This is a genomic window from Streptomyces roseoverticillatus, assembly GCF_000719265.1.
Classification (GTDB): Bacteria; Actinomycetota; Actinomycetes; order Streptomycetales; family Streptomycetaceae; genus Streptomyces; species Streptomyces roseoverticillatus.
In genome coordinates this window covers 13,904-26,099 of record NZ_JOFL01000037.1, presented here as the reverse complement: position 1 = coordinate 26,099, position 12,196 = coordinate 13,904, and the positions used below count along the sequence as shown (strand labels likewise).

Genomic DNA, 12,196 nt, shown 5'->3' with positions numbered 1-12,196 from the left:
GGGTCACTCGCACACGCGCGGCGAGGCGGCCCCCGGGGCGCCCTTCAGCTCCTTCCGCACGCCCTCCAGATAGTCCAGCACCTGCCGCTGCTTCTCCGGGCCGGGGTCGCTGAGGTAATCCAGCACCCCGTGCTGGAAGGCGAACCGCATCCGGAGCGGCATCATGTCCGAGGCGTCCAGGCACTTGGGCTGCGGGCCGCCGAGCGTCCTGCTGACGGCGGCGTTGACCCGCTCGGTGCCGGGGTCGGGCCGGGGCGCGCCTGCCGTGACGAAGAACGGCCGGCCCGGGTGGGTTGTGATCTTGTTCCGCTTCTCCTCCTTGGACAGTGCGGAGGCCCACACCTCCTGCGCCTGCCGGGTGGTGAGGAACCGCAGCAGGTCCTCGGCCGCGTCGCCCCTCTTGCTGCCCTTCTTCGCGAACAGCGTCGCGTAGTCCGCGGAGACTTCGGTGGCGGCGGGGTGGCGGGCGATGTCCGGCAGTACATCGCGCGTGGGTGCGAAGGCGGCACGCCCGGTGTAGTCGGCGTCGCGGGCGAAGGAGGCCTGGTGCTGGAGGGTGCAGTGCTTCGACGTGAGGATCTTCTGGCCCCAGTCGTTGTCCAGGGCGGCCGCAGCCGGGCCCTTGGTGAAGATCCCGCCGAACGCCTCCCACGCATCACGCACGGGCCCCTCCGTCCACGGCAGCTCGCCCCGGGCCCACTTCTCATACGCCTCCGTGCCGCTCTGCTGCAGCAGGATGTCCTCGATCCAGTCGGTGCCCGGCCAGCCGGATGTGCCGTCGCCGCCCATGCCGGCGCACCACTGGCCGCCGCCCCGGGCCGCGAGCGCGCGCGGGCTCTGCCCGCGGGCCGGGTCGTACCAGACGATGCTCTTGAGGTCGGCCTTGACCGCGACGGCGTAGACCTCGTTGCCGAACCGGGGGGCCCACAGCGGGCCGTACGCGTTCAGGGTCTCGTTGAGGACGGGGCGAAGGCTCCGCGGCCGGGGCTTCTCCTTCAGGTATGCCTGGACCTCGCCGAGGCTGGGCAGGATCGCGATGTCCGGGGGGTTGCCCGCGTTCAGCCGGGAGAGCAGCACTTCGCGCAGGGCCGTGGTGCCCTGGTAGTCGACGTTGACGTGGTACTTCGCGGCGTACGCGTCCAGCAGCGCCTGGAAGTGCTCCTGCTCGGCGTCGGTCCACGTGGCAAGGACGCTGATCCGTCCGTTGTGCACCGTGCGCACGTCGCCGGCGCCGATGGCGGAGAGCAGCACCAGCCACAGGGCGAGCAGCACCGTCGCGGCCTCGAAGGAACGGATCCGCCGGCCGGGCCGCTGCGGGACGCGGGCGAAGCGGTACTCCTCGATGCGCGGCTGGAGGCCGAGGACGACCAGCGCGGCGGCGACGACCGCCGCAAGGAGGATCCCGGCGGGAACGGCGGTCAGCCAGTGCATGGCCGCCATGTGCTCGCTCGCGGTCTCCCCGCCCCGGGGGATGCTGTGGGCCCGGGCCCAATCGAGGTCGTCCTGCAGCCGCAGGGCGGCGGGCAGAAGCACCGGCACGAGGGCCGCCACCAGCACCGTGGCCCCGACGAGGGGACCGTTGAAGCGGCGGTGGAAGCGGCGGCGCAGGAAGCGCTGGGTGTCGGCGAGCAGCCAGACCAGCACGGCCCACAGCGCGACGGCCACGCCCCAGGCCGACTTCAGCAGCCGGCCGGACGACGTCTGTGCCACGAGAACCCGGGTCTGCTCGTCCTGGACCGCCTTCAGCCGGGCGAGGATGCCGCTCTTCTCGCGGTTCAGCGTGCTGTCCGCGTAGCGCAGATAGGTGTCGCGGAGCCGCTCGTCGGCCCGGCCGGGGGCCGCTTGGCTGCGGGCGGCCTGCCCGATGAGGTAGTCGTACGAGGAGAGCTGGCCGGCCACGGTGTCCAGATCGTTCCTGCCGCCGCCCGCGACGGTGGCCGCGGCGGCCTTCTCCAGGCTCCGGAAAGCGGCGTTGAGCTTCGCCTTGTACTCCTCGCCCGGGCCCTCCGCCGGGGCGGCAGGGCTGTTCAGGGTCGTCTTCGCGGCCGCCAGCGATTGCCGCAGGGCCGTCTCCGCTCCGTCCACGTAGCCCATCGCCGGGATCGTCCGGCCGGGCACCTCGTCCGCGCCCCGGCTCACTCCGTAGAAGGCCGTGAAGAGGGCCCCGCAGGCGAGCACGGTCGCCGTCAGCAGCGCGGCCAGGCGGCGTATCAGCCAGGAGCGGGTGCCGGGCAACAACCCGGCGGCGGGCCCGGTCGGCCCCGCCGGGGCGGTCGTGGGGGCGGTCATGCGGTCGGCTCCGGGGGCTCCTGTTCCGGCCGGGCGCGCCGCTCCGGCGCGGGGCCGTCGCCCGCCGGGAGCGCGGTGCCGCAGCGGGCGCAGACCCTCGCCGTGCCGGGCGAGACGCGGCCGCACGCGGGGCACTCCACGTCGGGCACGGCGGCGTTCTTCCTCCGCCCACTCCGCGGGCGCTGCCCCGGCACGGCGGCGGCCGGCGGCGGGCCGGGCTCGTGCGGCGGGCGGGCGCCCCGCGGCGGCGCCCCGGGCCTGCGGGTCTGCGTGCTGTGGTTGGAGACGACCCACGCCGAGTTGAGGTCGCCCGCCGTGATCTCGTCGCGCAGCCGGACCCGCCCCTCGCCGGCGTCCTCCACGTGCACCAGCCGCCGCAGCCGGCGCAGCATCTTCTCGTCGCCGAGGTCGTGCGCGAGCCGCACCGCCTCGCCCCATTCCTCTTCCGCCGTCCCCAGGCGCCCGGCCTCGAAGGCCTCGCAGCCGGCGTTGACGGCCCGGCCGAGGTCGGCGTAGCCGCTGTAGCGGGCGACGCGCGGATCGACGCGCGTGGACAGGACGGGGTCGTCGGTCCAGTGGACGAGCAGGGGGACGGGTCTGGGCACGGAGACGACCGTCTCGGCGGGGTGGTCGCCCGCGCCCTCGGCCACGAGCGCCACCGAGGCCAGCTGCATGTCTTCTCCCATCGGGTCGCCGGTGGGGTCGGCGGTGACGCACAGGTGGTAGTCGCGGGACTCGTCGCCCCACGCGCCGGTCGGGAACTCCCAGGTGCGCTCCCCGGTCCGCACGCCCTCCTGGGTCAGGTCGAGCTCGGTGGGGAACACCTGCTTGAAGAAGCCGAGCTCGTTGCCGACGCGCAGCCGGACCCGGATCCGGATGCCGGTCAGCGCCTTGTCCATGGCCTTGCGCATCATCCGCCGGAACTCCGCCTCCAGGTCGGAGTCGTGCTCGACGGCGTCCGCGATGCCGTGCAGCCGGCCGGCGATCTCCCGCAGCTCGGTGGCGGCCCACTGGTCGCCGATGCCGCGCGCGTCGCAGGTGAACTTCCCGGCGCAGTCCGCGAGGACGCGCTCCAGCTCGTCGGGCCGGTCGTGCTCGTTCCTGCCGTCGGTCAGCAGGAGGGCGTGCCGGATGGGGTGGTCCTGGCCGTCGGCGGTGAGGAGGTCGCGGGCGCAGGCGAGCCAGGAGGTGATGGCGGTGCCGCCCGCGGCGACGAGCGTGTGCGCGGTGCGGGCGGCGTCGGCCCGGGTGTCGGGGCCCGCAACGGCCATCCGGCCGGTCGCCGGATAGACGACGCGGGCCTTGTCGGTGCCCTCGACGAGGGCGAAGCGGGTGCCGTCGCGCAGGACGCCGATGGCGGCGGCCGCGGCCTTCCGGGCCGCCGCGATCTTCGTGCTGGGCCAGCTCATGGAGCCGGAGCAGTCGATGACGACGACCTCGGCGGAGGAGGCGTGGGTGGTGAGCCCGGCCAGGCCGTGGCCCTCGACGGTGAGGACGGCGTGGGCCGGTACGGTGCCGGACCCCGCCGCCAGGTATTTGTTCTGGCCCAGCTGGGCGGTCAGGGCGGGCAGTGCCGCCGTCGGCGCGCGGTCTTCCGGGGCCTCCCCGTCGTCGCGGTTCACGGCCTCGGTTCCTTGCTGCGGTCCATTCGTTCCCCCGGGGTCAGAAGCGGGTCTTGGGGCGGACGCTGTTGGCCAGGTCGACCAGGGCTGCCAGGCCGTCCGGGGTGGGGGCCTGGCGGGCGAGCCGGCGCAGCTTCGCCTCCAGCCGGGTGCGCAGGGTGAACTCCTCTTCGCCGGTGCCGCCGGTGCCGCCGGTGCTGTCGTCAGGACGGAGGAACGGGCGGGAGCGGGTGCGGGCCGCCCCCGTCCGCGTCGCCACGCGCTCCAGGGCCACTTCGAGGGTCTCGGCCTCCAGCCGGTCGCGGGCGGGCCCGGCGTGGTGCCCCTCGTCCAGATAGAGCCGGGGGAGGCGGCCGAAGGCGGCGGCGAGGTCGGAGCGGTCCGGGAGGAGGGGCCCGTCGTCGGCCTCCAGCCGCCCGGCGAGGATGCGGACGCAGGCGATCCGGGCCGCGTCGTAGTGCCGGGACACCTCGGGCAGGCTGCCGAGGAGGGCGACCGCGCCGGTGCGGTCGCCGGCGGCCAGCCGCAGCCGGGCGAGCCCGAAGACGGCGCTGCCCTGCGTCGACCGGCTGCGCTGCCACACGGCGTCGTAGTAGCGCTCGGCGTCGGCCGGGGCCCCGGCCTTCTCGGCGCAGTAGCCGAGGGCCAGCTTCGGTGCGTACTCCCCGGGCAGGGCGTGGTAGACGCGCTCGAACTCGCCCTGCGCCGCCGCCGTGTCGCGCCGGGCGAGGAACAGCAGGCCCTGGTGCCAGCAGAGCCGCCAGTCGTACGGGGCGAGGTCGCCGAGGAGGGCGCGGGCGGTGGTCAGCCGCTCGCGCGCGGCGTCGAGCTCGCCCAGTTCGAGGTGGGCGCGCAGCTGCCGGAAGCAGATCTCCGCGGTCTCCCGGCCCGAGGCGTACAGCTGCTGGATGAGCCGGCGGGGGCCGCTGGTGGTGGGCTGGGCCAGCAGGGCGGCGGCCGGGTCGGCCGGGTCGGGGTACGGCACGGGCAGGTGGTGCGGCACGCGGCCGGGCTCGGGCAGGCCGGGGCCGAGGAGCGGGCGCTGCTCGCCGGCCAGCCAGCGCTCCAGGGGCGGCACGCGCCCGAGCGAGGCGTCGAGGAGGGTGGCCGTGGCGGCGAAGAGGGTGGACGGCTCGGGGGTCTCGGTGCGGGTGCGCAGCGAGCGGATCTCGCGCAGGACGCCGCGCAGTTGCTCGGCCATCTCGCGGGCGGAGCCGAAGCGTTCTTGCGGATCGGCGGCGGTGGCGCGGGCGAGGACCCGCGCGTAGGACTCGGCGCCCAGGCCGGGGGGCTGCTTGCGGCAGCCCTCGGAGAGGGTGCGCAGCGTGACGCCGAGGGTGAAGAGGTCCGAGCGGACGGACAGCCCCTCGACGCCCGTGCGGACGACCTCGGGGGCGGTGAAGCCGCGGGCGCCGAGGACGTGTCCGGTGCGGTCGCCGAGGTCGCGGACGGCGCCGAGGTCGATGAGCTTGATGCGGTCCGCGTAGTGCATGACGTTGTTGGGCTTGAGGTCGCAGTAGACGAGGTTCTTGCGGTGCAGGCTCTCCAGGGCGTCGAGGATGCGGCAGCCGTAGGAGAGGACGTACTCGAAGACGCGGTCCTCGCCGAAGGGTCCCTCTTCGCGGGTGATGCGGTCGCGCACCTGGGAGAGGTGCATGCCGCGGACGAACTCCATGACGATGTAACGGGTGTGGCTGCCGTCCCCGCCCGGGCCGTTCCCCTCCCGGCCCGTGGTGTCCTTGTGGGAGACGAAGTTGATGACGCGGACGATGTCCGGGTGGTCGGAGCTGATGAGGACGCGCAGCTCCTCCTTCTCGCGCTGCAGGGATACGGGGTCGCGGTCGTTGATCAGGCCCTTGAGGGCCACGGGGTTGCCGTCGAGCCGCATGTCGTGGGCGAGGTAGACCCAGCCGAGGCCGCCGTTGGCCACGCAGCCCACCACGCGGTACTGCCCGCCGACCAGGTCGCCGGGGGCCAGGCGGGGCGTGAAGTCGTACGGGTGGCCGCACCGGTCGCAGAAGCCGACGGGCAGGGCGGCCTGCCCGGCGTACGACCTGCCGACGACGGCGGTGCACCCCTCGTGGCCGCAGGCCTTGCCGCCCACCGGGGCCCTCGGGTCCGTGACGACGAGGGCCTCGGGGGAGGGGGTGGAGATGACGGGCAGGTCGAGCAGGCCGTCGCCCGCGGGACCCACGGTGAACAACTGGGCGGTCTCGGCGCGCCTGCGGGCGCCGGCGGTGGGCGGGCTCTCGGGCACGGGCGGGACGCCGCCGCGGCCGCCGGGCGCCGCGGGCCGGACGCTGTGGCCGCGTGTGGAGCAGAAACCAGTGGCCTCGACGCGGCCGTCGCAGCCGGGCCGGGGGCAGGGCGCACCGACGGGGGGCGGGGCGGGGGCGGCGGCCCGGGGTCCTGGCGGGCGTTCGCCGGGAGGGTTGGCCGGGGAGTTCACGAGGCGTCGCCCCCTCGCGGTCGGTGGGTGTGGTGGCGTACGGCTTCGGCGAAGCGCTCCACGGCGCGCTCGGCCTCGGCGAGCTCGCAGGGCGCCCGGTGCAGGAGGTTGTGCGCGGAGCGGTAGAGCGGCGCGGCGGCCCGCTCCTCCTCCAGGCTGCGGGCGGCGAGCAGCGCGAAGAATGCCTCCAGCCGGCCGCGCAGTTCGTTGCGCCGGGCGATCTGCGTCTCGGCCAGGCCGATCACCTCCTCGACGCGCAGCAGCTCGGACTCCACGGTGCTCTCGAAGGCGCCGAGGTCGGCGAGGAAGCGCGCGCCGCCCGGCTCCGGGTGGCGGCGCAGCGCGGTGAGGTCCAGGCGCAGGGCGGCGGCCCGCTGCGGCACGGGCCGCACCGGGGCGATCAGGGCGGTGCGGTCGTGGGCGGTGCGCTCGCGGCGCGCGATGTGGTCGATGCGGTCGCGCACCCGGTCGAGCCGGGCCGCTGTCTCGTCCTTGCCGGGGTCAGCCATCCTCAGCGCCAGCTCCAGGCTCTGCGATTCGGGGTTGCGGAAGACGAGGAGCAGGCGGGCGCCCCGGGCGGCGAGCAGGTCGGTGAACTCGACCAGCGCGAGGGGGTCCGCCGCGTAGTCGACGCCCTCCGCGACGATCGTCAGCGGCACGGCGGCGGCGCCGAGCAGGCCGACCGCCGAGCCGTCGTCCCCGGCGGGGCTCAGCCCGAGCCGGTCGGCGACGCGCCCGGCGACGTCGGCGACGGTCTCCCCGGAGACGTCGAGGGCGAGGTCGACGCTGCCGACGGGCGGCAGGAGATCGTCATCCGGCTCCTCGGTGGGCAGGGGATCGTCATCCGGGTCCTCGGGGGGCCCGTAGGGGGACGGAGGGCGGCGCGCGGTGCCGTTGCGGGGCGCGGCGGCCGGGGGCGGGGTGCCGGGCGGCGGTGCGTGGGCGGGGGAGGGCGGGTGCGTGCCGACGGGGAGGGGCGCTCTGCGCGGGGCCGGCAGCGGTGCGTCCGCGGGCAGCTCGCGGTCCGCGAGGGCGACCGCCCGGCTGAGCGTCGCCGCGCGCATCGCCTCGCCCTTCTTGATGACGATCGCCTCCACCTGCCGGGTGCCTTCCGCGGCGGCGAACCAGCGGGCCAGCCAGCGGGCGAACTCGCGGTCGCGGGCCGCGCCCCGGGGCACCGACGGCAGGCCGTTGCCGCGGCCTCCGCTCACGTAGCGGTCGATGGCCGGCAGGTGCCGGACGACGGTCTCGATGGGGATCATGTACGACAGGTGGAGCCGGCTGCTCGCGGGGGCGGCCGAGGAGCGGTCGTCGTAGCGGCTGACGACCATGCCGAGGACGCGGTGCGTCTCCGCGTCGGTCACGGCGGCGCCGCTGAAGCCGGGCCGCACCGTCTCCTCCGGGGTCAGGGGGAACATCTGCACCCACTCGCCGCGCGGCCCGGACGGCCCGGCGAGGGTGGCCCGGAACCAGACCCCGTCCTGGAGCTCCCGCGTGCTGGGGAAGCCGCACATCCAGACGGACCGGCCGCGCGTGGGCGCGACCCGGTGCAGCGGGGCGGCGTGGCGGGCGTCCTGCGGCTCGGCCAGGATCAGCAGGGCGACGTCGCCCCGGGAGTCCGCCAGCTCGGGCACCCAGCAGCCGTCGGCCACCCGGGCCGGCACGGGGCGGGCGCCGGGCACGCCGACCAGCTCGACCAGCACTTCCCCGCCGGGGACGGCGTGGCCGGTGAGGTCGCCGGGGCCGGCGGGGATGACGTGGGCGCAGGTCAGCACGGCATCCGCGGCCAGCAGGATGCCGGCCCCCAGGACATCGCCGCCGGACGTGGAAATGCGGGCCCGCCAAGTCTCGCCGCGCACCTCGGTGTTGACGGGGACCTCGGTCTCCTCCCCCATGGGCGCAGAGCATACGCGCGCCCCCGGCGGAAGTGACCCCTCCGACTGTGGGGTCACCGTTCCGTGTGATTCGCGCGGGGGTTGCGCGCCCCCGGCGCGGATCCCGGTCGTGCGTGCGGATCGCGGGGGCGCCCGGCGCGGGCCGGGTCCGCCGAACGGGTGACCCGGGGGCGGGGCGTCCGGCGCGGTGGTCCGGGGTCACCCGTTCGCCGCGTTCGGGGGCGTCCGTCCCGGTGACGGCGGGGCCACCCCCGGTGACCTGCCGTTACGCCCGCCGGCCCCGGCCCGCGGCGCGGCCCGGACCGGGGATTCTGATGCGCTGTCAGAGTGCGGGGCGCCCCGGATCCCGGTTCCCTCGGCTCTGAGGAGCGCGGAATTCCCCACTCCCCTTCGTGGGCACATCACGTGCCCCGGCCGCGTTCACGGAGGAACAAGCATGCGTAACTCACGAGTGCTCACCGGGACCGCCCTTTCCATAGCCGCCCTCGGGCTGGCGAGCGCCCCCGCGCTCGCCGGGGACTTCGGCAAGCTGGAAGTCTCCCCGAACCCGGTCAAGCCCGGGGCCGAGGTCACGGTGAACACCACCGCCTGCGGCGCCAACGGCTCGGGCGCGGGCGACGCCAGCGCCGTCGGCGGCCCGGCCTCGTTCGAGCTCAAGCCGGGCACGCACAAGGAGAGCGTCATCGGCACCTTCAAGGTCCCCAACAGCGCGAAGGCCGGCACGTACGGCATCGGCGTGAAGTGCCACAACGGCAAGGAGGCCACGGGCGACGTCGTCGTCTCCGCCGGCTCGGGCGGGTCCGCCTCGACCGGGTCCGGCACGGGTGGCACCTCCATGGGCGGCACCTCCACGGGCGGCGCGAGCCACAGCCCCTCGATGGGCATGGGCGGCGGCTCCTCCACCCCGGCCAAGCCCCCCAAGGGCGGCATGAAGACCGGCGTCGGCGGGGCCAGCGACGACTCCGGGATGACCGAGCTCATGGCCGGCGCGGCCGTGCTGGCCACCGCGGCGGTCGGCGGCACCTGGTACCTGCGGCGCCGCGGCAGCAACGGCAACCGGATCTGACGCGCCCCCGGCCCGCTCCGCCCCCCGGTCCCCGAACGCCCCCGCGTCCGGGGACCACGGGCGCGGCGGACGCGGTGGAGGAGATCCATGTCCCAGTCGCAGAACGCCGGCGACGGCCGGCGGGCACGCGGCTCCCGCAAGGCGCGGAACTCGCGGCAGATGCGGCGGAACCCGCGCCTGCGGGCGCCGGCGGGCTCCCCGGCCTGCCCGTCCTCGCTGTCCTCCCTGTCCTCGCCGTCCTCGCTGTCCTTCGGGCCCCGCCCGGCTGCTCCCGCGTGCTTCGGCGGTCCCGGCCCCGGCGGCGGCTCCGGCGGCGGTCGTGGCCCCGGCCCCGGTGGCGCCGCCCGGCCCGGCCGCCGCCCGCCGTCCCCCCAGGCGCGCGACTCCCGGCGCAAGGCCGTCGTCGCCGTGCTGCTCGCCGCGGCCCTGTGCGCGGGCAGCTGGCTGATCCAGCGCGGGGCCGACATCCAGGACCCGCCCCCGCAGCCCTCCGCGGCCGAGGCCTTCCCTGCCACCGGGCCCCGTACGGAACCGGCCCGCGGCGAGCGCGCGGTCCCGCCGCTGCCGATCGCCGTGCCCACGCGGGTGCGGATCCCGGCGATCGACGTCGACGCGCCGCTGGAGCCCCTGCGCCTGCTCGCGGACGGCAGCCTCTCCAGCCCGCGGGACGACGAGAGCAACGTCGCCGGCTGGTACGCGGACGGCGCCGCGCCCGGCGCGACCGGCACCGCCGTCGTCGCCGGCCACGTCGACACCACCACCGGGCCCGCCGTCTTCTACAACCTCGGCGCCCTGAAGAAGGGGTACCGCGTGGAGGTCGCGCGCGCGGACGGCCGGACGGCGCTCTTCGCCATCGACGCGATCGAGGTGTACAGCCGCGCGGACTTCCCCTCGCAGAAGGTCTACGGGCCCGCGAAGCGCGCCGAGTTGCGGCTGATCACCTGCGGGGGCGGGTTCTCCGAGGAGAGCCACGCGTACTTGGGGAACGTGGTGGTGTACGCCCACCTCACCGGCGTGCGGTGAGTCAGGAGCCGCTCCTGTCCACTGGCGCCCCACCCCCGGCCTGCTGCGTTTCGCGGGCCCACGCGGTCAGGCCCGCGACGAACCCTGCCCGGTCGCGGGGCGAGAGGCTGTCGAGCGCGCGCAGCAGCGGCTGCGAGCGGGTGGCGATGAACGCCTCGACCGCCGGCCGGTGACCGTCCACGACGGCCACGAGCGTGCGGCGCCGGTTCGCGGGATCCTCGCGGCGCTCCACCAGGCCGGCCCGGTTCAGGGCGCCGACCAGCTCGCTCGTGGTCGACAAGGACAGCCGCATCCTGCGCGCCAGTTCGCCCACGGCCAGAGGCGCTTCGGCGATCAGCTGCGGCAGGACCGCGCCGTGCCGCGCCGTGAGGCTGTGCGCCTCGAAGAGCGCGCGCAGCTCGTCCGGCATTTCGGTGCGGGCCTGGCGGATGTACGGGGAGAGCAGCGGGACGAGACCGATCGCTTCGGTCTCCTCGGGGGTGGGAAGCCGGGGGCGGTCCTTCCCGGGTGCGGGGTCGTGCGGCATACTGCGAGTGTAGACGCTTCGGAAATCCGAACTATTGGGTAAGCCGAAGCGATCCGTTGCAGGGGGAGGAGTTCTGTCATGCCGGCGATCCGATACCACGACGCACTCAACGAGGCGCTGGAGCGCATGGACGACCTGGGGTACGAGCGCGGGGGCAGCGCCGACCTCGCCAACCACGGGCCCATGGGCGCCGAGGCGCTCGCCGCCCTCGGCCACGGCGGTGAAGTGGCCGCCTGGGTCGAGGGCTACCGCACCGCCATGCCCCACCACGACCTGCCCGCACGCAGCTTCGCCCTCGACCCCGCCGACGAGACGTCCTGGCGCCCCGCGCTCGGCGACTTCTCCCGCGCCGGCGACTGGGAGGAGCTCTTCCGCCGCGAACTCGCCGCCGCACCCTGGCGCGACGTGCTCGCCCGCTGGTGGCCCCGGCTCCTGCCCGGCCTCCTCGCGGGCCTGACACACGGTCTGATCCGTACGGCCCACGCCGTGCGCTCCCTCGCGGCCGCCGAGCAGCCGACGCCCCATCAGCTCACCGAGCTGGCCCGGGGCATGGCCTACTGGGCCGCGCGGTTCGCCCACCTGCCCGGCGAGGTCCGCATGAGCGGGCACCACGACCTGGCGGGCGCCATCGCCGCACTGCCCCGCACCCCCTACGCCGGGCCCGGCAAGCGGGGGCGCGCCGTCGCCGCGGAACGGCTCGCCCGGCCCGGCGAGCTGGCCGGCTACCACGAGGCGCTGGGCGCCCTCGCCCCCGCCGGGACGCAGTGGCTGCTCAGCGAAATGACCACCGCGTTCGCCGGGGTCTACCTCGGGCACCCCGAGCTCTTCCCCGTACCGCTCGTGCACGCGGTCACCGCGCCCGCCGCCGTACGGCTCGTGCTGCCGCACCTGCCCGACGAGCTCCACGCGCCGTCCGCGGCCGCGCTCTGGCACGTCCACACGACGCTGCTCGTGGCCTTCACCGACGACCGGGGCGGGGAGGAGACGGCGGCCCGGGAAGCGGCGGAGACGGACGTGCCGCCGTTCGACGAGCTCATCGCCCGGGCCGTCGAGCACGGCGACGAGCACGTCCTCAAATTCACCGAGGCCTGCCACCGCGAACACGCCCTGCGGCCGGACCCCCGCTACGGCGCGGCGGTCCTGGCGGCGCAGCAGCGGATCAAGCCGCGGCGGGGCTGAGGCTCCGGGCCGTGGTCGTGGGCCGGGTGCCGGGGGCTCCGGGGCAGGGTCCCTGGACCGTATATTTACGGCGCCCTTCCCCTCTACGTGTTCTTGCCCGGCACTTGGCGCCACAAATACACGTCAGCATCCAGGCCCCTGCCCCTG

Annotated in this window: 8 protein-coding genes; 3 read left to right on the top strand and 5 right to left on the bottom strand. The window is 75.7% G+C overall.

What is annotated here, in order from left to right; translation table 11 throughout:
• Positions 1-3: 3 nt before the first annotated feature.
• The 4 genes from IF61_RS34820 to IF61_RS32920 form a co-directional block, all read right to left on the bottom strand.
• Positions 4-2,289 carry an extracellular solute-binding protein gene (locus tag IF61_RS34820; protein WP_157848723.1) on the bottom strand — a complete coding sequence of 762 codons (2,286 nt, stop codon included), beginning with the start codon at positions 2,287-2,289 and terminating at the stop codon, positions 4-6.
• The gene (locus tag IF61_RS0130090) at positions 2,286-3,911 is read right to left on the bottom strand and encodes a VWA domain-containing protein (protein ID WP_107043166.1); all 1,626 of its coding nucleotides are present in this window, start codon (positions 3,909-3,911) and stop codon (positions 2,286-2,288) included. Before IF61_RS0130090 ends, IF61_RS34820 begins: the two co-directional genes overlap by 4 nt.
• 40 nt (positions 3,912-3,951) lie before the next feature.
• Positions 3,952-6,168, bottom strand: coding sequence for a serine/threonine-protein kinase (locus IF61_RS0130085; RefSeq protein WP_052393258.1), 2,217 nt, complete (start codon positions 6,166-6,168; stop codon positions 3,952-3,954).
• Between the two features lie 188 nt (positions 6,169-6,356).
• Positions 6,357-8,255, bottom strand: a complete 1,899-nt coding sequence (locus IF61_RS32920; RefSeq protein WP_052393256.1) for a S1 family peptidase — start codon at positions 8,253-8,255, stop codon at positions 6,357-6,359.
• A 436-nt stretch (positions 8,256-8,691) separates the two neighbouring features.
• Here IF61_RS32920 and IF61_RS0130070 point away from each other — a divergent pair, with 436 nt between their 5' ends.
• Positions 8,692-9,321 (top strand): hypothetical protein, encoded by a 630-nt coding sequence (locus IF61_RS0130070; protein WP_030369711.1) that lies wholly within the window; start codon positions 8,692-8,694, stop codon positions 9,319-9,321.
• Between the two features lie 408 nt (positions 9,322-9,729).
• The gene (locus tag IF61_RS0130065) at positions 9,730-10,344 is read left to right on the top strand and encodes a class F sortase (RefSeq protein ID WP_030369710.1); all 615 of its coding nucleotides are present in this window, start codon (positions 9,730-9,732) and stop codon (positions 10,342-10,344) included.
• A 1-nt stretch (position 10,345) separates the two neighbouring features.
• Here the strand turns inward: IF61_RS0130065 and IF61_RS0130060 are convergent, their stop codons facing one another.
• A complete protein-coding gene (locus IF61_RS0130060; protein ID WP_052393252.1) occupies positions 10,346-10,870 on the bottom strand; it encodes a MarR family winged helix-turn-helix transcriptional regulator in 525 nt (174 codons plus the stop codon).
• Between the two features lie 78 nt (positions 10,871-10,948).
• Between IF61_RS0130060 and IF61_RS0130055 the strand changes: the two genes are divergently transcribed.
• On the top strand, positions 10,949-12,049 hold the full coding sequence (locus IF61_RS0130055) for a questin oxidase family protein (RefSeq protein ID WP_030369708.1): 1,101 nt from the start codon (positions 10,949-10,951) through the stop codon (positions 12,047-12,049).
• Positions 12,050-12,196: the final 147 nt, after the last annotated feature.

What these genes read in the sequence shown, in the direction of transcription:
- IF61_RS34820 (WP_157848723.1), bottom strand. Translation starts at nt 2,289, where the DNA reads ATGACCGCCCCCACGACCGCCCCGGCGGGGCCGACCGGGCCCGCCGCC.
- IF61_RS32920 (WP_052393256.1), bottom strand. Translation starts at nt 8,255, where the DNA reads ATGGGGGAGGAGACCGAGGTCCCCGTCAACACCGAGGTGCGCGGCGAG.
- IF61_RS0130070 (WP_030369711.1), top strand. Translation starts at nt 8,692, where the DNA reads ATGCGTAACTCACGAGTGCTCACCGGGACCGCCCTTTCCATAGCCGCC.
- IF61_RS0130060 (WP_052393252.1), bottom strand. Translation starts at nt 10,870, where the DNA reads ATGCCGCACGACCCCGCACCCGGGAAGGACCGCCCCCGGCTTCCCACC.
- IF61_RS0130055 (WP_030369708.1), top strand. Translation starts at nt 10,949, where the DNA reads ATGCCGGCGATCCGATACCACGACGCACTCAACGAGGCGCTGGAGCGC.